A 20,349-nucleotide genomic window follows, 5' to 3' on the forward strand; every position below is an offset into this window, starting at 1 on the left:
GGCGGCGGCCGTTGGGGCGTGGCGGCCGCTGGGAAGCCGATGATCGCGGGAGGAGACTCGCGTCGTGCGTGATCGTGTGGACGCCTCCTCGGGCCTGACGCTGCGGAGATGGAAGGCCGAGGACGCCCGGGCGGTGATGACCGCGTTCGCGGATCCGCTCATGCGGGGTCAGTCCGACGAACCGGTTGATTCCGTCCGGTCTGCCGAACGATGGACAGCGGCTCGTGGTGACCAGTGGGATGCGGGCTCTGCCTACTCCTTCGCCGTCGTCGACAGCGGCGGCCTTGTTCTCGGCCAGGTGTGTGTCGGGCACGTGGACCGGAGGCACGGCACTGGCTGGGTTTCCTACTGGACGGCGTCAACGGCTCGCGGCCGAGGCGTGGCTTCCCGCGCGTGCCGTGCTCTGGCCCGCTGGGCGTTCGCCGATGCCGAGCTCTTCCGGCTGGAGCTCGGGCACCGGGTCAACAATCCCGCCTCGTGCGGAGTGGCCCGCGCGGCCGGCTTCGCGGTGGAGGGGCGGCAACGGCAGAAGCTCGCGTACGACGGGGTTCGCTTCGACGTGGAACTTCATGCCCGACTGGTCACGGATGCGTAGCCGGGCCGTGGTGCGGCTCTGTTCATGGGAGAGGGTTCTGGCGCACATTCCGTGAGAACGCCCGGCGGTGGAAGCATCGGCAGGCCGTGCCGTTCAGTCGGCCCAGCCGTCAGCGTTTGAGTACGACTCGTAGGAGTAGCGCGTGTCGCGGTCCCACTCCTTCTCGGTGATGCGTCTGTATGCCCGGTCCGGCGTGCAGAGCAGGCTCTCAGCCCAGATGAGGTCGGTGGCGTAAGGAGTGAAGGCCGCTGGGTCTTCGAGGACGCTGGCGAATTCCGTGCGGCCGGCGGCGACGACCGCGGCACGGGTGTAGAGAAATGCGTCTCCGCTCAGGTCGCGTCCGTACTCCTTGCGGTCCAGCCGGTAGAGCGCCCATGACAGTTGTTCGGCAAAGCCGGTGACCAGCGACAACGGAGACCGGGCGAGGCGTTCGGTGAGGGTGTCTGCAAGGAGGTCGGCGTCTGGGTCGGGGCCTGCGGGCCTGCAGTCCTCGATCAGCTGCCAGAAGGCGTCTTCGTTCATGTCGGCGAGCATGTACCAACGGTCTGACAGTCCCGGCTTCCAGCATGCCTGGTTGTCGCGGTGAGGAGAATGACGCGGTTGCAAGCAGGGGGACTTGGCCTGCCGGACGGTGTCTGTGTGGAACGAACGGGGTCGTGGCCGCAGCAGTCGGGCCGGAGGCGAAACCGGTTCTGACACGATGTCCGTGAGAACCGTGGACGAGCTGATCGGCAGCCTCGAGCAATGCGGATAGAGAACGTCGCGAGGATCCGAACCGTCCGTCTCACCGCGACGGTTGGTGCAGTTGTTGCTGCTCCAGCCCTGTTCGTGGCCGGAGCTCCGTTGCTCCGCTGCGTGTTGCGTCGCAACTACCGCGAGGACGGGTCGGGCTTTGTGTGGCCGGTGCGGGGTGTCGACGGCGACGGTGAAACGGCACGTGCGCGTGCTGCGGGAGCTCGGTGCACTGGTGTGGCGGCGGCACGGGCCGAAGCGGAACCTGCGGCTACGCGGACGGTCGTACGCGGGTACGGCAACGATTTACGCGGTTGTGATCCCGCCCGTGCACGACCACGTGATGGGGCACCGGCCGGACGGTACCGGGTACGAGGCGCGGGTGGCCGGGGTGACGGAGGCGGGGCGTGCCCGTGCGGTGGGGGAGGCGCGTGCGGAGGTCCGGGCCGCTGACGCGCCTGTCGGGCCGGGCGCTGGGGAGTCTTCGGCCCTCACCATGATGACTCCGGTGAGTCCGACGCCGTAGGCGGCGCATGTGTGTGGCGTCAGTTGTCGGTGGGCGCGAGCAACAGGGCCAGTATCAGGGCCCCCGCGCAGGCACAGTTGGGGCTTCCCGCCTTGAGGCCGAACGACAGCAGCGCGAAGCCCACCGTCCCCATCAGCCCGTACTTCCACTGCACGATCTGCTCGATCCCCAGCGTGACGAATGGCATGACGATCACTCCTCCGGCGGTGAAGGGGCGTCGATGCTCGCACTCCGTTGTGTCGAGAGGACGCTGCCTGTGTACCTAGAACAACCGATCAACCTCTTAGATTTGGCTGGTTGGCTTGACTGTAGGTTTCCCTACGAATGAGTAGTCGTAAACTTGTATGGTTGCCTGGATTGGTTGGTTGTGATGGCGGTCATGTGATTTTCATGGTTGCTCACGCGAAGTCTCCCTGGCTGGCCACCAGTTGTATGGTTGAGATGTGATGAATCGTGAGCATGACTGGACTGAGGGCGAGTTCATCTATCAGCGCGTCGCCGACGAGCTGCGTCAGGGCATCACAAGCGAGGAGTGGGGGCCGGGCGAGCGCCTGCCGACACGGGCCCAGCTCGCCGAACGGTTCGATGTCTCACCCGCCACGATCAACGAGGCCCTGAAGTGTTTGCGCGAGGAGGGTCTCATCGTCACCCGGCAGGGCAGCGGGACCTTCGTGGGGGGCGGGCGGCAGGGCGAGGGGCGCGTCGCGCCACAGGGGGGCCGCGCCGCTCAGGCCCCGGGTGGCCCCTGGGCCGTGATGGCCGAGGGCGTCAAGCCGGTGATGCTCGGGCCGTACCTGGCGGAGGCGTTCGAAGCGCCCGAGGTGACACTCGATGTCTTCTCCATGACCACGGAGTCGCTCGCCAAGCGGGTGTCGGACCTGAAGGACCGGTTCATCCAGGAGAACATCCCGCCGCCCCGCAGCATCAAGGCCCGGCTGATGCTTCCGGACTGCGACTCCCCGAGCCTGGCGATCCCCCGTAGGGTCGACGGCGCGGACGACCCCCGCGTGCGGCAGCGGCTGAAGGCGATCCTGCAGAGCCACGCGACGATGTTCCAGGAGGCGCTGTTCGAGCTCCAGCGCTGCGACCCCGCACCGGAAGTCGACGTCGAGGTGCGGGTGGTGCCGTTCGCACCCCAGATGAAGTTGTACATTCTGAACCGCAGCCTGGCGCTGCAGGGCTTCTACGTCGTGGATGTGGGCAGCATCCCGCTCCCTCCGGGACGTGAGGAAGTCGAGATATACGACGCGTACGGCACGGGAGCCACCCTCTTTCCGTACCGTGTGGCGGCGACGGCGAAGAGCGCCGGGAGCGGACCGCGCGACATCGTGCAGGAGTGCCAGGCGTTCTTCGATTCGAACTGGAATCACCAGGCCACGAGGGTGGATCTCTGATCGTGCTGTCCCCAGTTGCTGCTCCTGCACGCGACGAGGCTTCGGCCGCTCGGCGTGCGCGGAATCTGCTTGCTCGCGCCCGGTGCCTTGTCTGGGACTTCGACGGGCCCATGGTCCAGCTCTTCGTCAGTGAGCACGGGAACGGGGTCAGCGAGGCGCACCTCATCGCCGGCGAGCTCGTCCACATCGCCGCGCAGTACGGTCCTGTACCGGATGAGGTGCGGGGTAATCCCGACCCGCATGCTGTCTTCCGGTGGTACGACCGGCTGGCCCGCACTCGGGGTGCCACCGAGCAGGTGCGCGAGACCGTCGAGCTGCTGCGCCAGGAACTCACCGCCCGGGAGCGCAAGGCCGCCGAGCACGCCACCCCGACCCCCGGGGCGGATCGCCTCGTCAGGGCTTGGCACGGGCTCGGCCGCGGGCTCGCCGTTGCATCCAACAACCACGCGGACGCGGTGCGGCGCTACCTCGAGCGCACGTCGCTGGACCACTTCTTCCAGGGCGCCCCGATCGTCGGGCGCTGCGACGTCGATACGCGGCGGATGAAGCCCGACCCCTGGGTGCTGAACGAGGTCGTCGCCGCGACGGGCCTCGGTGTCGACGGCCATGTGATGATCGGCGACTCGATCGCCGATCTGGGGGCGGCCGGTGCGATCGGAATGCCGTTCATCGGCTATCACCGGGGGCAGGCCGGGCGGGACCTCCTGGCGGCGGCCGGCGCTCGTACGGTCGTGGAGTCCATGGCGGTACTGGCCGATGCGGCCGAGGCGTTGGGTCCGCAAGTGCATTGATCTGGCAGGAAGTTGTACCGTCCCTGTATGGATCCCAACGCGGGGGGACGCCGTACCCCGACGGTCCGCGGCCGGCACCCGGCGCATTCACCCGCAGTGCCGGACACCCCCGGCCGGGGGGCGAGGACGACACAGGACCACCTGTCCGGTGATGTGGTGCTGCCCGCCGGGCAGGTGGACGCGCGTGCGTCGGCGGCCCGGCGGCGTGCGGCCGCACTCGTGTCCGACGAACGGCTCCTGGTGGGCCCGCTCAAGGGCTACCACCACGAGACCTATGCCTTCCCTCTCCCGGCCGACGACGGTTCGGGACGGCAGACCTGGTGGAAGTGCCGGGATCCGCGCGCCGGGCTGCTCTGGTTCGATCTGCGCGCCTTCGCTTCGGAACGGGAACTCGTACGGGCCCTGCAAGGCAGCATCACCCGCATCCCCGCGGTGATCGAGCGGGAGGAGGTCTCCCTCTACACCTTCGTCGAGGGACGGACGCTCGGCGAGGCCTGCCCTCCCGGGCAGCCGCTTTCGGCACGTCACTCCGCCCAGCTCGGCGCACTCTTCGGTGAACTCGTCTCCGTCCGGACCGAATCGGTGCTCGCGTCGGCCGGCTGGGTGGCGGGGCGGCATCCGGCCGGCTGGAAGAACGACTCCGCCGCCTTCCTCGCCCAGCTGATCGACTTCACCGATGTACACATCTACCAACGGCACCTGCCGCGCTACCACGCACTCTTCCGGGACCTCGGCATACCCGGCGGCGCCCTCGACGGTCTCCGCGCGGCAGCAGAGGCGCTCGTGCCCCGGCCTTCCGTCCTGCTCCACGGCGATCTGCACCGGGAGAACTTCATCGTCGACTGTCGCGACGACCTGTGGACGATCGACTGGGAACTGGCCATGGTCGGTGATCCGCTCTACGACCTCGCTACCCACCTCCACCTGATGGGTTATTCGTCCGAGCAGCAAGTGCGGATCACCCGCATGTGGTGCCGTGCGGTCGAGGCGGCCAGGCCCGGGAGTTCCGAGGGGTGGGAGACGGATCTGCCTGTGCTCCGGGCCTTCAAGCAGGCGCAGTCCGTCTACACGGATGTGATCCGGGTGGCGCTGGCCCTCGGTGAGCTCACGGCGGCGCAGCGGCAACGGCAGCTCGCCCACTCCGCCCGGCGGATAGAAGGGGCGCTGGCGGCCGCGCACCTGACCTTGGGGCTGACGTACGGGCCCTCTGCCGATGATGTGGCCACCGCGTACGCCAAATGGTTCGGCGACGTTCTCCCACCCTCACCGCGTCCGCACCCTGAACAGCACGCCCGACAGCCCGATCGCCACCAGCAGCAGCCCCCCGGCCCAGGTCAGTGCGATCCACGGGGCGTTGCCCGCCGGCTGGTTCAGGAGGAGGGCGCGCAGGGACTCGATGGCCGGGGTGATCGGCTGGTGGTCGGCAAAGCCGTGGAGCCAGGAGGGCATGGAGTCGACCGGGACGAAGGCGCTGCTCGGGTAGGGCAGGAAGGACATCAGGAAGGTGAATCCGCCAGCGGCCTCGGGGGTCTTGGCCAGCAGGCCGATCGCCGCGGACAGCCAGGACAGCGCGACGATGTAGGCGAGCAGGACGGCGAGCGCGGTGAGCCAGCCGGTGAGAGTGGCGGTGGGGCGGAAGCCGATCAGGAGGGCGACACCCAGGACCACCGTGGTGGAGAGCAGGTTGCGGACCGTGCTGGCGGCGACATGGCCGGCGAGGACGGTCGCGCCGCCGATGTCCAGGGAGCGGAAGCGGTCGATGATGCCGTTCTTCATGTCCTCGCTGACGGCCACCGCCGTGCTCGCGGAGCCGAAGCCGGCGCACAGGAGCAGGACGCCGGGGACTACGTAGGTGACGTACGAGGAGTGCGGGACGCCGGTGTCGATCGCGCCGCCGAAGAAGTAGACGAAGATCAGCATCAGCATGACGGGCAGCATGAGTGAGGTGATCAGGGCGTCTGTGTTGCGCCGGCTGATGCGCAGCGAGCGGCCCGCCATGGTGCCGGCGCGGGTGAGGGGGCCGGGGAGGGTTTCAGACATGAGCGGCCCGGGTTTCCTTCGTCGCCCCGGTCAGGGCCATGAAGACGTCGTCGAGCGTGGCGCTGTGCAGGCTGAACCGCTCCACCGCCGTACCGTCCGGGTCGATCTCGTCCAGCAGGGCGCGGACATGGGCCGCCGATCCGTCCGTCGGCAGCCCGAGCGTGAGGGTCCCGGGTGCGTGGTGCACGGCCCGGTGGGTGAGCCGGAGATAGCTCGCGCGGTCGGCCAGGACGACGTCGAGGCGGTGTCCCGCGACGCGTGACTTCAGCGAGTCGGGCGAGCCCTCGGCGACCTTCCGGCCGTGGTCGAGGACGGCGATGCGGTCGGCCAGCCGGTCGGCCTCCTCCAGGTACTGGGTGGTGAGCAGGACCGTGGCGCCGTCGGCGGCGAGTTCGCGGACGACCTGCCAGAGTTCCTGACGGCTGCGGGGGTCGAGGCCGGTCGTCGGCTCGTCGAGGAAGAAGACCTCCGGCTGCGGACTGCCGACCAGACCGGCCGCCAGGTCGAGTCTGCGCCGCATGCCGCCGGAGTAGGTGCGGCGGGCGGCGGGCGGCGTCGGACAGGCCGAAGCGGTCGAGGAGTTCGGCGGCGCGGCGGCGCGCGTCCGTGCGGGAGCGGCCGGCCAGCCGGGCCATCATGCGCAGGTTCTCCTCGCCGGTCTGGGCCTCGTCCAAGGCGGCGTACTGCCCGGTGAGGCTGATCGTGCGGCGTACCCGGCTCCGGTCGGCGACGACGTCGTACCCGGCGATGCGGGCCGTGCCGCTGTCGGCGGTGGTGAGCGTGGCCAGGATGCGTACGGCGGTGGTCCTGCCCGCACCGTTCGGGCCGGGCAGGGCGAAGACGGGGGAGCGGTCGGCCCGCAGGTCGATGCCGTCCGGGACGGGTTGCGCGGGTCTTCCGTACGACTTGGTGAGTGCGAGGGCCTCGATCATGGCGGGTGACGGCATGGACTCCCCCCTTGTGCGTATGGCATACGCGTTACTGTGTAAGAGTTACGCATAACTAGGATGGGCATCAAGGGAAGGTGGGTTCAGGTGACGCAGGAGAACGGTTCGCCGGGCGGTACGGGCCTGCCCGCCAGCATCGAGACCGCCTGGGGGCTGCGGGCGCGCCCGGTGAAGGGGCCCAAGCCCGGGCTGAGCCTGGGACGCATCGTGGACGCGGCAGTCGCGGTGGCGGCGGCCGAGGGGCTCGGCGGGGTGTCCATGGGCCGGGTCGCCAAGGACCTCGGGGTCTCCACGATGTCGCTCTACCGGTACGTGGCAGCCAAGGACGAGCTCTACGTGCTGATGCAGGAGGCGGCCCTGGGGCCGCCGCCCCCGCTGCCCGCCCTGGACGAGAGGGCCGGCTGGCGGGAGGCGCTGTCGCAGTGGGCGCGGGCGCAGAGCCGGGTGTTCCACGCCAACCTGTGGATGCTCCGCATCCCCATCGCCGGACCGCCCGCCAGCCCGAACTCGGTCGCCTGGTGGGAACAGGGCCTCCAGGCGCTCGCGGGCGCCGGTCTGGAGGCGGGCGAGGAGATCTCCGTCATCCTTCTGGTCAGTGGTTTCGTGCGGAACGAGGCGCTGCTGATGAGTGATCTCGATGCCGCGGCCGAGTCCCGCGGCGTATCGGCGCAGGAGGTCACGGACGGCTGCGTCCGCACGCTGGGCCGGCTGGCCGACCCCGTGCGCCACCCCGCGCTGTCCCGGCTGATGGCGACCGAGGGGATGTGGGCGCCGGACGAGCCGGACCACGCGTTCGCGTTCGGTCTCGAACGGGTGCTTGACGGCGTCGGCGTACTGGTCGGATCGCGTGCGCGGGAGCGCGGAACAAAGGCCTCCGGAACGGGTCCGGGCGGCGTCTGACGTCAAGTTCGCTTGAGGTCGGAGGCGTTACTCTTCATGGTCATGAGCGGAGAGAAGCCCGGCCCCCGTACGGCAGCCGACGCGGCGCACACGGCAGAAGGCGGGGACGCGGCCGCGCCGATGAGCCTGCGGGAGCGGAAGAAGCAGCTGACGTATCAGGCGGTCTCCGACGCCGCGATCGCGTTGTTCCTGGAGCGTGGCTTCGACAAGGTCTCGGTGGCGGAGATCGCGGCCGCGGCCGACATCTCCAAGCCGACGCTGTTCCGCTACTTCCCGGCCAAGGAGGACCTGGCCCTCCACCGGTTCGCCGACCACGAGGACGAGTCCGCGCGGGTCGTCGCCGGCCGCGCGGAGGGCGAGTCCCCGCTGGACGCGCTGCGGCGCCACTACCTGGACGGTCTGGAGCGGCGCGACCCGGTCACGGGCCTGTGCGACGTGCCGCAGGTGCTGGCCTTCCACCGGCTGCTGTACGGGACGCCGTCCCTGGTGGCGCGCCTGTACGCGTACCAGAGCCGTGCCGAGGCCGCTCTCGCCCGTGCCCTGGGCGACAGGGTGACGGACCGGCTGGCCGCGGGCCAGATCATCGCGGTCCTGCGCATCCTGTCCCTGGAGAACTGGCAGCGCATCAGCGAGGGCCGGAGCGCGGACCAGGTGTACGCGGACGCGGTCGAGGCCGCCGAGCAGGGTTTCGTACAGCTGCGGTCGGGGCTGGGGAGCTGATTCCCGGCCCTCTCGGCTATCGGCTGTCCTCGGCGTGCTGCACCGCCTCGGCGATCTCGCGGACCCGGTCGAGCGTGATGCCGGTGCGCTGTTCCACGGCCAGCGGGTGATCGGTGGGCTCCAGCTCGATCAGCGGGCGCCGGCCGATCGGGCGGGTGTGCGCGTTGGTCTTGAGGTTGGTCGTACGGGGGGTGTAGAGCCCCAACTCGGTGGTGAGCCAGCCGAAGTACGGCTTCTCGGACTCCCGGCCCGGGGTCTCCCACACATCGAGGGCGCGGGCGAAGTTCTCCCGGCTCAAGGACACCCAGACACCCCATGAGAACGGCTCCGGGCTGCCGGTCACGGGTATCTCGATCAGGCCCTTGATGAAGTAGTGCTCGTGTCTGACGATGCACTGGTCCGTCGAGAGCATGCTGTCGGGGTCGCTCTCCAGGCCCGCGTCCCAGACGTCGGGCGCCATGGTCGAGTACCCCATCGGGAGTTCCGTGTGGTGTTCGCCGCAGCGGGAGCAGGTGTAGCCGGGGTCGGTAGCCATGGGCGGGATCCTAGAGCGTCCGCTTGTCGGGCACATGGCCCCGGTGGACCGTCGCCGCTTGCACTCAGTCCGCGGCGGGGATGTCCAGCGCCGTTCCGTACAGCCGCGAGACCCGGATCCGGATCACCACGCGCCGGTCCGCGACCACCTGTGCCAGGAAGGCCGCCTCCTCGTCCGGGTCCTCGAAACCGGGCGTCAGGGACAGGAGTTCACGGCTGACCGCGTCACCGGGCACGGCCGCCGGCGCGGACACCTCCGCCTCGCCCTCGGCGACCGCGAACGAGAACACGTCCTGGCCCTGCACGTGCAGCGCCGCGTGCGGATCGGTGCGCAACTGGCGCGGCTTGAGGCGGTCGGCAGTGCTGGAGACACGCACCATCCGTTCTCCGGCGTCCCAGGAGTACAGCACCGTCGTCAGGTGGGGGTGCCCGGTGCGCCGCACGCTCGCGAGGACGCCGAACTGCTGCTCCGCGAGCAGCCGCGACAGTTCCGCTTCGGTGAGCACGCGCGGGGCGGGGCCTGCGCCGGGGCCGGACTCGGGGCCGGACTCGGGCTCGTTCTCGACGGGGGTGGTGGGGTGCGTGGTCATGGGGTCCGTCCTTCGGCTTGGCTGGGTGGGGTGCGGTGCGGTGGTGTGGGTGCGGTCAGGTGGAGGGGGTGGCGGCGGCCCGGCGGTCCGGCCGCCTGAGGACCGTGAGCGCGACGAGGAAGGCGGTGGCGAGCAGCCCGGTGCCGACGGCGAACGCCAGGTGGTAGCCGCCGGTCAGCGCCTCGGCCCGGCTGCCGCCCGCCGCGAGCAGCGTGTCCGTACGGGAGGCGGCCAGTGTGGACAGGACGGCGACGCCCATCGCCATGCCGATCTGCTGGGTGGTGTTGAACAGCCCGGAGGCGAGCCCCGCGTCCTCCTCGCCCGCCCCCGACATGCCGAGCGTGGTCAACGCCGGGAGCGCGAGGCCGAATCCGGCGGCGAGGAACATCACGGGAAGCAGATCGGTGGCGTAGTGCGCGTGGACGGGGAGCCGGGTGAGGAGGCCGAGCATCCCGATCAGCAGGGCCAGCCCGAGGAGCAGGACGCTGCGTTCGCCGAACCGTGCGCTCAGCCGGGCCGAGATCCCGAGCGACACCGCGCCGATGACCGCGGCCGCCGGCAGCATGGCGAGACCCGTGGCGGTGGCTCCGTGACCGAGGACCCGCTGCAGGTACAGCGCGACGAGGATCTGGAACGAGAACAGCGCGGCCACCATGAGGATCTGGACCAGATTGGCTCCGGCGACACTGCGTGAGCGGAGGATCCGCAACGGCAGGAGCGGGGTGGCGGCCGTGGCCTGCCGGACGACGAACGCGGCGAGCAGGGCCAGCGCGAGGGCGCCCAGACCGAGCGTGTGTGCCGACAGCCACCCGTACGACTCGACCTCGACGACGGAGTAGATGCCCAGCATCAGGCCTCCGGTGACCAGGAGCGCGCCGATCGCGTCGGCCCCGGCGCTGCTGCCGGGTCCGTGGTCCGCGGGCAGAACGCGCACCGCGACGAGGAGGACCGCGAGGCCGATCGGCAGGTTGATGAAGAAGATCCAGTGCCAGCCGAGCGCGTCTGTGAGGACCCCGCCGAGCACCTGGCCGATCGAGGCCCCGGCCGCACCGGTGAAGCTGAACACGGCGATGGCCCGGGCCCGTTCGCGGCTCTCCGTGAAGAGGGTGACGAGGATGCCCAGGCCGACCGCGGAGGCCATGGCGCTGCCGGCGCCCTGAAGGAAGCGGGCGGTGACGAGGAGGGCGGGGGAGCCGGCCGCCCCGGCCAGTACGGAGGCCGCGGTGAAGACCGCGGTGCCGGCCAGGAACATCCGACGGCGGCCGAGGAGATCGCCGAGCCGTCCGGAGAGCAGCAGCAGACCGCCGAAGGCGATCAGGTAGGCGTTGACGACCCAACTGAGGCCGGCGGGCGTGAACCCGAGGTCGTTCTGGATGGCGGGCATCGCCACCGTCACGATCGAGCCGTCGAGCACGGTCATCAGCAGACCGGTGGCGATCACGCCGAGGGCGAGCCGGCGCGAACGGGCGGCGGGGGAAGGAGGGTTGCCGGCGGGCGCGGGCGCGGATGTGGCGGCGGGGGGCGAGCTGGGCGTGGTGGCAGACATCGGGCTCTCCTGTCGGTGGGTTCGACAAGAGAGAACGTAGCAGATGGTTTTGTTGCGGACTATTTCTTTCGGTTCTATTTTCTGCGGATGGCGCGGTCCGTGTGTTCGGGTGGAGCCGCTTACTTCTGGCTCTGGCGGGCTCGGCGGGCCGCTCGCGGATGCTCGGCCGGGGCCGCCAGATGCTCGCCGGCCAGCTGGTTCAGGGCGCGCAGGAGGGCCTCCCGGCCGGTCCGGGGCAGGCTGCTCAGGGCCTCCTCGTGCACCCGGTCGACGATCTCCTGGCTCTGCGCGGCGAGTGCGGCACCCCGCTCGGTGACGGCGATGATCCGCGCCCGCCGGTCCCGGCTGGAGGGCCTGCGCTCGGCGAGCCCCGCGCTCTCCAGGGCGTCCACCGTCACCACCATGGTGGTCTTGTCCATGTCGCCGATCTCGGCGAGCTGGATCTGGGTGCGCTCCTCCTCCAGGGCGTGGACCAGGACGCAGTGCATGCGCGCGGTGAGCCCGATCTCGGCGAGCGCCGCCGACATCTGGGTCCGCAGGACGTGACTGGTGTGGTCCAGGAGGTAGGAGAGGTCCGGTGCGGTGCGGGTGGGTGCCATGGCGGTCATGCCCGCCAGCGTAACAACTCGGTCTGTGGCGGATCGTCCGCAAACGGACTTTATCCTTCTCGTGGTCTCCGGCCGCCTCGGAAATCGGTGGCCGACCGTTCCCGCCGCCTGCACAGTGGCCGTATGACCTCTGCCGAAGCCGCGTTCCTGCCCGGTCTGGAGCTCTCCCGGATCCTGTACGAGGAGGCGGTACGGCCCGTCCTCGACGACGTGTTCCCCGGCCTGCCGTACGCCGCCGCGCGGATCGGACCGGGTTCGGAGGTGCTCGGTTTCGACACCATACGGTCGGTCGACCACGACTGGGGCCCGCGCCTGGAACTCTTCCTCGCGCCGGACGACGCCGTGGCCCACGGCGAGACGATCCGGCGGCTGCTGGCGGACCGGCTGCCGAAGGAGGTCCGCGGCTGGCCCACCCACTTCCGCCCGGCCGCCGATCCGCTCGACCCGGTCGGCCACATGGCGGCGACCGACGGCCCCGTCAACCACCGCGTGGTCGCGCACGACACCGGCGCCTGGCTCACCCGGGAGGTCGGCCTCGACGCCACGACCACGGAACCGGGCGTACGGGACTGGCTCGCCATGCCGCAGCAGAGGCTCGCCGGAGTCACCGCCGGCGCGGTGTTCCACGACGGGCCCGGCCTCCTCACCACCGCACGCGCGCGACTGGCCCGCTACCCGGAGCAGGTGTGGCGCTATGCGCTGGCCTGTCAGTGGCAGCGGATCGCCCAGGAGGAGGCCTTCGTCGGGCGCTGTGCCGAGGTCGGCGACGCACTCGGTTCGGCCGTCGTCGCGGCCCGGCTGGTGCGGGACCTCATGCGGCTCAGCCTGCTGCTGGAGCGGCGCTTTGTCCCGTACAGCAAATGGCTGGGCAGTGCGTTCGCCCGGCTGGAGGCGGCCGAGGAGCTGATGCCGTCACTGCGCGGAGTGCTGGCGGCGACGGACCACCCGGAGCGTGAGCGGCTGTTGTGTGCCGCGTACGAGGCAGTGGCGATCCGCCAGAACGCGACCGGCCTGGTCGATCCGGTGGACCGGGCGCCGCGCCCGTACCACGGCCGTCCGTACCTCGTCCTGCACGCGGAACGCTTCGCCCGCCCGCTGGCCGACTCGCTCACCGACCCGGACCTGCGCGGCCTGCCGCTGACCGGGGTCGTCGACCAGTGGGCGGACAGCACGGACCTGCTCATGGGGAGGGATGGGGACGCGCTGCGGGCAGCAAGTGCGGCGGTGGGCGGACGGTGAGGGGCTCAGCGGTCGCGAGCCCACCACCACCGGCGGCGGCGGCGCGGGGTGCGGATGCGTGCGCTCCCTGCCTCCGGCCGGCTGCCGGGCAGGTCGCGCAGCGGCCGCCACGGATCGTCGGGGGAGGCCATCGGCGCCTGCCGCTCCGCCTGCGCCCGGATCTCGTAGTACGAGTCGTGGGCCGTCACCCGGAACGCCTCGTCGTACGACGCCATCGCGGCCTGCATCGCCGCACCGGCGAGGCCGCGGCGGCGGACCCGCGAGGCCAGCCGGGCGAAGCCGCCCAGGACCGCGGCGAGGGCACCGGCGAACACGAGGAACGGCAGCAGCTCATCCATGCGGTCGAGCGTAGGCCCGCAGGGGAGGGATCCGCACGAGTGGGGCCCGCAGGGGAGGGATCCGCACGGGTGGGGCCCGCAGGGGAGGGATCCGCAGGGGAGGGATCCGCACGTGTGTGGCCCGCACGTGTGGGGGTGGCACGAGTGGCGCCCGCACGGGTGGGGCAGGCGCGAAATCCAGTGGCGGGCAGTTGGGCGGCCCGCCTAGCTTGAACGCCCGTGACCCATGATCCGAAAGCGTTCGTCCACGCTCATGCCCTCTGCGGCAACGGGAACGACGGGCCGACGTCGGGCGGCCGGCGATGACCGGCCCGGCGACGACGCATCCGGTACCCGGGGGCGCGGAGGAGCGGCTGTTCTCGCGGACGTACGCGGCCGCCACGATCGGCTTCGCCGCGGTCATGTTCCTGACCGGGTTCGCCGCACTCGCCGTCGTCCCCATGCTTCCGGTGGCCGCCCGCGATCTGGACGGGGTCCCGCTCTACCCGCTGGTGGCGGGCTGCTTCGTCGCGGCGAGCCTGTTCGGCGGGGTGCTGGGCGGCGACTGGGCGGACCGGGCGGGTGCGGGGCGCCCGCTGGCGGCGGGTGTCGTGCTGGCGGTGGTCACCCTGGTCGTGTCGGCCACCAGCACCACCATCTGGCAGCTGGCGGTCGGGCGGTTCCTGGACGGGGTGGCGGCCGGGATGATCGCGGTGGCCATCAACACGGCCATCGCACACGCCTACCCGGACCGGCTGCGGGCCCGCGCCCTGGCGCTGATGAGCACCTGCTGGATCATCCCGTCCCTGGCCGGTCCGCCGCTGGCGGGGCTGGTGGCCGAGTGGTGGTCCTGGCGCGCCGTGTTCTTCGGCCTGGCCGCCCTCACCGTGATTCCGTCGCTGGCCGTGGCCCTCCTCCTGCGCAGCCGTTCCTGGCAGGCGCCTCCGGAGGAGCCGGAGCCCGGCCCGTCGACGGAACGGGCTCCGCGGCCCGCGCTGATGGTCGCGGCGGCGGTGAGCGTGGGCGCGGCGCTGGGCCAGTACGCGGTGTCGGGCTGGGACGTACGGCATCTGCTGTGCGGGGTGGCGGGGCTCGCCCTGCTGGTGGTGTTCGTGCCGCGACTGCTGCCGCCGGGCACCTGGCGTGCCGCGCGCGGACTGCCGGCCGCCGTGCTGTTGCGCGGTCTGACGTCGGGGGCGTACTTCACGCTGGAGGCCTTCGTTCCCCTCCTGCTGACCACCGCCCGGCGCGTTCCGCCCGTGCAGACCGGACTGGCTTTCACGGGGGCCGCGATCGCCTGGGCCGGTTCCTCCTGGCTGCAGGGCCGCCTCCAGGGGCGTGTCTCCCGCCACCGTCTGGTCACGGCCGGCGCGTCGGTGATGGGGGTCGCGGTGGCGGTCGCCGCGGTGGGGACGCTGCCCGGACTGCCCGCGCTGACCGCCGCCGGGGCGATGGTGCTCGCGGCCGTCGGCATGGGCATGGCCGCACCGTCCCTCACCCTGCTCTCGCTCACCCACAGCCCGCAGGACCGGCAGGGATACGCCGGCAGCGCGATGCAGACCAGTCAGAACCTGGGCCAGATGGCGGTGATGGGGGTGGCCGCCGCCGTGTTCAACCTTCTCCTGGGATTCGGCTCCGCCGACCTGCCCGCCTACGCCGCCGCGTTCGGCCTGCTCCTGGTGCCGAGCGTCCTGGCCGCGACCCTCGCGGTCCGCGCCCGCAGCACCTGAGTCTCAGGCGGTCCCGCCCCTCAGCCGGTCGCGCTGGATCCGGTGGGCGAGGGCGCGTCGTACGGATGGCGTCCCGGGCGGCGCGGCGTCCGGCCGGGAGGGCAGGTCGAGCGCGCGGCTGATCTCGTCGTACGCGCTCCGGTGCCCGCCGGGCAGCTCGGCGGCGTGCAGCCGGAGGTCCTCCTCGACGAGCCGGCGCAGCCCGTCGACGTTCTCGGGGGTGAAGCGCTTCCTGCCGCGTGCGAGTGCGTCGATGCTCGGTGAGCAGCGGGCGGTGTCGGCGTACGTCTCCGCGATGTCCTCGGCGAGGCCCCACAGGCGGCCTTCGAGCCACGGGATGTCGCGCTGGTCGAGGGAGAGGTCCATCGGGGGTTCGGGATCGGCGGCCCGGTACTTCGCCACCTGCTTGGACACGGCGGGCTGGCTCATGTCGGTGAGCCGGGCGATGCGGTCCTGGGTCCAGCCGAAGCCGACGAACACCTTGATCATCTCGGCGCGGAGCCTGCGCATCTCCTCGCCGGCCCGGATGACGTCGTTCATCCCGGCGAGCATCCGCTCGGCCTGTTCCTCGGTCAGCGTCGCGCTCTGGCGGGTGTTCTCTGCGGCTGCCACACGTCAGTTATATACCGGGCCGCCAGCTGGTCATAACCAGGTTGTACAACCTGGTTATGAATGACAGCATCGCCGCATGCCCACCTTCAGCGCACCCGACGGAACCCGGCTCGCCTATCGCACGCACGGAGAGGGCGACCCGGTCCTCTGCATCCCTGGGGGACCTGCGGACTCCCGCTACCTGGGCGACCTCGGAGGGCTGTCCGCCCACCGCCGCCTGATCGTCCCCGACCTGCGCGGCACCGGCCGCTCAGCCGTACCCGAGGACTCCGCCACCTACCGCTGCGACCGCCTCGTCGACGACGTCGAGGCGCTGCGCCGTCACCTCGGCCTGCCCCGTACGGACCTGCTCGCTCACTCCGCGGGCGCGAACATCGCGGTGCAGTACGCGGCCCGCCATCCGTCGCGCGTCGGCCGGCTCGCCCTCATCGCGCCCGGCACCCGGGCCGTCGGCATCGACATCACCGGCGAGGAGCGCCGCGAGCTCGCCCGGTTGCGGAGCGACGAGCCGTGGTTCCCGGCGGCGTTCGCGGCGCTGGAGGCGATCACCCGGGGGGCGGGCACGGACTGGGCGGCCGTGGACCCGTTCTTCTACGGCCGGTGGGACGAGGCGGCACGGGACCACCACGCGGCGAGCCGGCCGGACAACCCGGAGGCCGTCGCCCACTTCGGGGCCGAGGGCGCTTTCGACCCGCCGGCCACCCGTGCGGCGCTGGCAGCCTTCGGGGCGCCCGTCCTGCTGCTGGCCGGGGAGTTCGACCTGAACAGCCCGCCGCGGTCGACAGCAGCCTTCGCCGGGCTGTTCCCCGACGCGGCGCCGGTGGTGCAGGAGGGGGCCGGGCACTGTCCGTGGGTCGACGACGCCGGCCGGTTCACGGAGACCGTGTCGGCGTTCCTGGCCTGAGCGTCCGGAGGTCCGGTCCGGTCAGCCCGACAGCTCGACCGTGACGTACGGGGCCAGCGCGCGCAGGAAGTCAGCGGCGTCGAACATCGCACCGGCCGAGGCCACGCCCGTGGTGCGTGTGCGGCCGGTCAGGATGCGTGCGACGGCCTCCACGGCCAGGGGCGCGGTGACCGCGTAGATGTCCTGGCCGCGCGCCGTGGCGCGGCGCTCGACGCCGTCCGCGCGGACCACGACGTCGACGACGAACGTCTGGTCCGAGCGCCCCAGTGCGTCGACCGCCTCCGGCGCCGGGGTGTCCTCGCCGGCCAGGTCGCCCGCTGCCTCGACGGACATGTGGGTGCGGACCTCGGGGACCTTCACATGGCTGGGCACCGTGACGACATCGGCCATGGTGAACTCCTCGATCACCGCACGCCTGCCCAGCGGCTCGGGGAACAACCACTCGCCGTGCGACACCTCGTCCCGGTGGTAGCGCAGAGCGCCGTCAGTGAACCGCACCCGGCGGCCCGCGCGGCGGTCGTGGGACACCTGCCCCGCCTCCCGGGTGCCTGCCGTAGGACGCCAACTGCTCAGCCCGTACGCGACATCGACCGAGTCCGCGGCCGTCCGGTCGCCCATCGCCGCGCTGACCAGCAGGTCGCCCAGTCCGCCGTAGAAGGCCATCGCGGGCACCACGTGCGTGCCCGATCCCAGGGCCGCCTCCGTGTGGTCGGCGAACATCGCGACGTTGGCCTCGATCTCCGCGGCGACGTCGACGTAAGGAATCCCCGCCCGCAGGGCCGCCTCGACGACCGGGCCGCCGGTCACCGCGAAGGGGCCCGCGCAGTTGATGACCGCTGACGCGCCGGCGAGGGCCCGGTCCAGGGCGGCCGGGTCGTCCACGCCCGCCGGCCGCACCTCCACATCGCCCCACTCGGCCGCCAGCGCCTCCAGCCGGGCCGCGTTCCGGCCGGAGGCGACCGGGACGAACCCGCGCCGCCGCAGCTCGGCGACGATGAACCGCCCGGTGTGCCCGGTCGCTCCGTAGACCACTACCGCAGCCGCTGTGTTCATGGTTCCCCGCTCGCTCTCGATGTGGTGAGGACTCCAGTCTCGGCCGGGACGGAGCGCGACCGTGAGGGTCCGGACCGACAGCATGCGTACACTTTCGGACATGCCAACTGTCGCGCTGCTGGCCGCCGGTGACCTGCTGCACTTCGAACTGGGCGTGGCGTACGAGATCTTCGGCAATCCCCCGCGCGAAGCGACGGAGGGCTGGTACGACGTGCAGCTCTGCGGACCGGGTCCGGTGCAGGTCGGCCCGTTCAAGGTCGAGCCCGACCACGGACTGGACCGGGTGGCGGCCGCCGACACCGTGATCGTGCCGGCGTGCGTCGACATCGACGTACCCCCGCCCGCGGAGCTGGTCGAGGCGGTACGCGCGGCGCACGAGGCGGGTGCGCGGGTCGCCTCCTTGTGCACCGGGGCGTTCGTGCTCGGTGCTGCGGGCCTGCTCGACGGCCGGCGGGCGACCACCCACTGGGCCCACGCCGCCGAGCTGAGCGCCCGCCACCCGCTGGCAGAGGTCGACCCGGACGTCCTGTACACCGACAACGGCAGCGTCCTCACGTCCGCGGGCAAGGCCGCAGCGGTGGACCTCTGCCTGCACCTGATCCACCTCGACCACGGGGCGTCCGTCGCCAACTCGGTCGCCCGCCGCCTCGTCATGCAGCCGCACCGGCCGGGCGGTCAGGCCCAGTTCGCGTCCACCCCGGTGCAGGCCTCGGTCGACCACGCACTCGCCCAGCTGCTCGCCTGGGTCCAGCAGCGGCTGGACCAGCCGCTGTCGGTGACCGACATGGCGCGGAAGGCGAACACGAGCCCGCGGCACCTCGGGCGGCAGTTCCGGTCGGTGATCGGGCAGACCCCGATCCAGTGGCTCCTGATCCAGCGGGTGCGCCGCGCCCAGGAGTTGCTGGAGGCGACCGACGAGAGCATCGAGGCGGTCGCCGTCGCCACCGGCATGGGGACCGCCACGACGCTTCGGCGCCAGTTCAAGAAGATCGTCGGCGTCCCGCCGGACAGCTACCGGCGGGCGTTCCGTGGCGCGCGGCCGGCCTGACAGTTCCGGCCTGCGCTGACGGTCCCTGCCCGACAGTCCCGGCCGGTGACGCCGGCCCGTCGCCACGCCAACCAGGCATAGCGAGAAGCCCGGCCCCTCAGGGCGGGGAGGAGTCACGCCCTGTTCGTACTCCTCCGACGAGGCGCCGGCGGCGCTGTCCGGCGTGGCGATGTCCGGCTGACCGCCGGGCCGCCCGGCTGCCGGACCGCAGCAAGTGCCTGGAACATCCGTGCTAAGAACGGGCATGGAATTCAAGATCGAGCGGACCGACGCCCGCACCTGGCCGGATGAGCAGCTGAAGGAGCTCTTCAGCGAGGGATTTCCGGCGTTCATCAGCGCCGACCGGCTGGTGAAGGAGTACATAGGCAGGGTCGGTGAGTGGTTCGCCGCTCTGGACCTCACTCTGGTGGACGAGTACGAGGTGCCGGTCGCGTCGGGCTGGGGTGTACCCATCCACTGGGACGGTCTGACCGAGACGCTCCCCACTGGGTACACCCAGGCCCTCGTCCGCGCGGTCGAAGGCCGGGAGCAGGGCACCGAAGCCAACACGCTGGTCGTCTGCGGAGCCGTCGTCACCCCGTCGCTCAAGGGGCGCGGGCTGGCAGGGGAGACGATCAGGGCTTTGCGCCGGACTGCCGGGGAAGCCGGCCTGACCCAGGTCATCGCGCCGGTCCGTCCGACGACGAAGGCCCGGTATCCGCTGACACCCATCCAGACCTTCATGCGGTGGAGCCGTGAGGACGGCCTGGCCCTCGACCCGTGGATACGGACCCATCAGCGTCTCGGCGCCGAGATCCTCGCGGCGGCGCCCGCCTCGCAGACGATGACCGGCACCGTCGCCGAGTGGGAACGGTGGACGGGCCTGGCCCTTCCCGAGTCGGGCGACTACGTGATTCCGGACGGCTTGAGCCTGCTCCGGATCGACCGGTCCGCCGACCACGGCGTGTACCGGGAGCCCAACGTCTGGATGCGGCACAGCTGAGCGGGAGCGGGCCGGCCGGGCCAACTCCTCCTGAAGCGGGGCCGCTTCAGTGGTGTGCCGGGGCACCTAAGATCCCCGGTATGGCGATCACGTACGAGTGGCGGGGTGACTTCGACAACGCGTCCCTCGACGCGTTGCACGCCGACGGTTTCGGCTCCCCGGTGAATCCGGCCGACTGGCGGGCACGGCTTGAGCGCCACAGCCTCGGCTGGGTCTGCGCCCGGCAGGACGGCTCTCTGGCGGGGTTCGTCAACGTGGTCTGGGACGGAGGAGCGCACGCGTTCATCCTGGACACGGTGGTGGCCCGGCATCTTCGGTCGAGAGGGATCGGCGCCGGGCTTGTCGCGGTTGCCGCGGAGGAAGCCCGTGCCGCGAAGTGCACGTGGCTTCACGTCGACTTCGAAGAGCATCTGCGCGCGTTCTACTTCGGCGCCTGCGGCTTCCGGGAAACGGCGGCGGGCCTGATCGCCCTCTGATGCCACCGCCCCGCGCCATTGCCGGGGCCGGGGGTTAGGGCGAAGGACCGCTGGAACGCGCCGCC

At 71.5% G+C, this 20,349-nt stretch carries 21 protein-coding genes and 2 pseudogenes; 12 read left to right on the forward strand and 11 right to left on the reverse strand.

Features of this window, described 5'->3' with window-relative positions; translation table 11 throughout:
* Positions 1 to 64: 64 nt before the first annotated feature.
* Positions 65 to 595 (forward strand): GNAT family N-acetyltransferase, encoded by a 531-nt coding sequence (locus tag OG446_RS20390; RefSeq protein WP_328895390.1) that lies wholly within the window; start codon positions 65 to 67, stop codon positions 593 to 595.
* Positions 596 to 688: 93 nt separating this feature from the next.
* On the opposite strand, the gene OG446_RS20395 is transcribed toward OG446_RS20390, so the two are convergent.
* Complete coding sequence (locus OG446_RS20395; RefSeq protein ID WP_328895391.1) at positions 689 to 1,129, reverse strand: DUF4240 domain-containing protein; 441 nt, start codon at positions 1,127 to 1,129, stop codon at positions 689 to 691.
* A 743-nt stretch (positions 1,130 to 1,872) separates the two neighbouring features.
* The gene (locus OG446_RS20400) at positions 1,873 to 2,040 is read right to left on the reverse strand and encodes a hypothetical protein (protein WP_328895392.1); all 168 of its coding nucleotides are present in this window, start codon (positions 2,038 to 2,040) and stop codon (positions 1,873 to 1,875) included.
* Between the two features lie 259 nt (positions 2,041 to 2,299).
* Between OG446_RS20400 and OG446_RS20405 the strand changes: the two genes are divergently transcribed.
* From OG446_RS20405 to OG446_RS20415, 3 genes and pseudogenes are all read left to right on the forward strand, one after another.
* Positions 2,300 to 3,247, forward strand: coding sequence for a winged helix-turn-helix domain-containing protein (locus OG446_RS20405; RefSeq protein ID WP_328895393.1), 948 nt, complete (start codon positions 2,300 to 2,302; stop codon positions 3,245 to 3,247).
* 2 nt (positions 3,248 to 3,249) lie between these two features.
* Positions 3,250 to 4,038 carry an HAD family hydrolase gene (locus tag OG446_RS20410; protein ID WP_328895394.1) on the forward strand — a complete coding sequence of 263 codons (789 nt, stop codon included), beginning with the start codon at positions 3,250 to 3,252 and terminating at the stop codon, positions 4,036 to 4,038.
* Between the two features lie 27 nt (positions 4,039 to 4,065).
* A pseudogene (locus OG446_RS20415) lies at positions 4,066 to 4,959 on the forward strand (phosphotransferase); the annotation flags it as partial.
* A 342-nt stretch (positions 4,960 to 5,301) separates the two neighbouring features.
* Here the strand turns inward: OG446_RS20415 and OG446_RS20420 are convergent.
* Both OG446_RS20420 and OG446_RS20425 read right to left on the reverse strand, forming a co-directional pair.
* On the reverse strand, positions 5,302 to 6,078 hold the full coding sequence (locus OG446_RS20420; RefSeq protein WP_328895395.1) for an ABC transporter permease: 777 nt from the start codon (positions 6,076 to 6,078) through the stop codon (positions 5,302 to 5,304).
* Positions 6,071 to 7,025 (reverse strand): annotated as a pseudogene (locus OG446_RS20425) (ATP-binding cassette domain-containing protein). The gene OG446_RS20420 and the pseudogene OG446_RS20425 overlap by 8 nt, the downstream one beginning before the upstream one ends.
* Positions 7,026 to 7,112: 87 nt before the next feature.
* Here OG446_RS20425 and OG446_RS20430 point away from each other — a divergent pair.
* Positions 7,113 to 7,925 carry a TetR/AcrR family transcriptional regulator C-terminal domain-containing protein gene (locus OG446_RS20430; protein WP_328895396.1) on the forward strand — a complete coding sequence of 271 codons (813 nt, stop codon included), beginning with the start codon at positions 7,113 to 7,115 and terminating at the stop codon, positions 7,923 to 7,925.
* A 36-nt stretch (positions 7,926 to 7,961) separates the two neighbouring features.
* On the forward strand, positions 7,962 to 8,645 hold the full coding sequence (locus OG446_RS20435) for a TetR family transcriptional regulator (protein WP_389054860.1): 684 nt from the start codon (positions 7,962 to 7,964) through the stop codon (positions 8,643 to 8,645).
* A gap of 16 nt (positions 8,646 to 8,661) precedes the next feature.
* Here OG446_RS20435 and OG446_RS20440 read toward each other — a convergent pair whose 3' ends face one another.
* From OG446_RS20440 to OG446_RS20455, 4 genes are all read right to left on the reverse strand, one after another.
* The gene (locus tag OG446_RS20440; protein WP_328895398.1) at positions 8,662 to 9,180 is read right to left on the reverse strand and encodes a DUF2199 domain-containing protein; all 519 of its coding nucleotides are present in this window, start codon (positions 9,178 to 9,180) and stop codon (positions 8,662 to 8,664) included.
* Between the two features lie 64 nt (positions 9,181 to 9,244).
* Positions 9,245 to 9,769, reverse strand: a complete 525-nt coding sequence (locus tag OG446_RS20445; RefSeq protein WP_328895399.1) for a pyridoxamine 5'-phosphate oxidase family protein — start codon at positions 9,767 to 9,769, stop codon at positions 9,245 to 9,247.
* A gap of 55 nt (positions 9,770 to 9,824) precedes the next feature.
* Positions 9,825 to 11,315, reverse strand: a complete 1,491-nt coding sequence (locus OG446_RS20450) for a DHA2 family efflux MFS transporter permease subunit (RefSeq protein WP_328895400.1) — start codon at positions 11,313 to 11,315, stop codon at positions 9,825 to 9,827.
* A 119-nt stretch (positions 11,316 to 11,434) separates the two neighbouring features.
* Entirely contained in the window at positions 11,435 to 11,923 is a 489-nt protein-coding gene (locus OG446_RS20455; RefSeq protein WP_327171999.1) for a MarR family winged helix-turn-helix transcriptional regulator, read from the reverse strand.
* 123 nt (positions 11,924 to 12,046) lie between these two features.
* Between OG446_RS20455 and OG446_RS20460 the strand changes: the two genes are divergently transcribed.
* The gene (locus tag OG446_RS20460; protein ID WP_328895401.1) at positions 12,047 to 13,162 is read left to right on the forward strand and encodes a DUF4037 domain-containing protein; all 1,116 of its coding nucleotides are present in this window, start codon (positions 12,047 to 12,049) and stop codon (positions 13,160 to 13,162) included.
* A gap of 5 nt (positions 13,163 to 13,167) precedes the next feature.
* Here OG446_RS20460 and OG446_RS20465 read toward each other — a convergent pair whose 3' ends face one another.
* Entirely contained in the window at positions 13,168 to 13,500 is a 333-nt protein-coding gene (locus OG446_RS20465; RefSeq protein WP_328895402.1) for a hypothetical protein, read from the reverse strand.
* Positions 13,501 to 13,802: 302 nt separating this feature from the next.
* Here OG446_RS20465 and OG446_RS20470 point away from each other — a divergent pair, with 302 nt between their 5' ends.
* Positions 13,803 to 15,209 carry an MFS transporter gene (locus OG446_RS20470; RefSeq protein WP_328895403.1) on the forward strand — a complete coding sequence of 469 codons (1,407 nt, stop codon included), beginning with the start codon at positions 13,803 to 13,805 and terminating at the stop codon, positions 15,207 to 15,209.
* 3 nt (positions 15,210 to 15,212) lie between these two features.
* Here OG446_RS20470 and OG446_RS20475 read toward each other — a convergent pair whose 3' ends face one another.
* Entirely contained in the window at positions 15,213 to 15,821 is a 609-nt protein-coding gene (locus tag OG446_RS20475; protein ID WP_328895404.1) for a sigma-70 family RNA polymerase sigma factor, read from the reverse strand.
* A 76-nt stretch (positions 15,822 to 15,897) separates the two neighbouring features.
* On the opposite strand from OG446_RS20475, the gene OG446_RS20480 reads away from it, so the two are divergent.
* Positions 15,898 to 16,725: an alpha/beta fold hydrolase gene (locus OG446_RS20480; RefSeq protein WP_328895405.1), complete on the forward strand. Its 828-nt coding sequence runs from the start codon at positions 15,898 to 15,900 to the stop codon at positions 16,723 to 16,725.
* 21 nt (positions 16,726 to 16,746) lie between these two features.
* Here OG446_RS20480 and OG446_RS20485 read toward each other — a convergent pair whose 3' ends face one another.
* On the reverse strand, positions 16,747 to 17,778 hold the full coding sequence (locus OG446_RS20485) for a saccharopine dehydrogenase family protein (RefSeq protein ID WP_328895406.1): 1,032 nt from the start codon (positions 17,776 to 17,778) through the stop codon (positions 16,747 to 16,749).
* 100 nt (positions 17,779 to 17,878) lie between these two features.
* On the opposite strand from OG446_RS20485, the gene OG446_RS20490 reads away from it, so the two are divergent.
* From OG446_RS20490 to OG446_RS20500, 3 genes are all read left to right on the forward strand, one after another.
* Complete coding sequence (locus tag OG446_RS20490; RefSeq protein WP_328895407.1) at positions 17,879 to 18,826, forward strand: helix-turn-helix domain-containing protein; 948 nt, start codon at positions 17,879 to 17,881, stop codon at positions 18,824 to 18,826.
* Between the two features lie 244 nt (positions 18,827 to 19,070).
* Positions 19,071 to 19,808: a hypothetical protein gene (locus OG446_RS20495; protein WP_328895408.1), complete on the forward strand. Its 738-nt coding sequence runs from the start codon at positions 19,071 to 19,073 to the stop codon at positions 19,806 to 19,808.
* 80 nt (positions 19,809 to 19,888) lie between these two features.
* Entirely contained in the window at positions 19,889 to 20,284 is a 396-nt protein-coding gene (locus tag OG446_RS20500) for a GNAT family N-acetyltransferase (protein WP_328895409.1), read from the forward strand.
* The last annotated feature ends 65 nt before the right edge of the window (positions 20,285 to 20,349 follow it).

Source organism: Streptomyces sp. NBC_00236 (assembly GCF_036195045.1).
Lineage (GTDB): Bacteria > Actinomycetota > Actinomycetes > Streptomycetales > Streptomycetaceae > Streptomyces.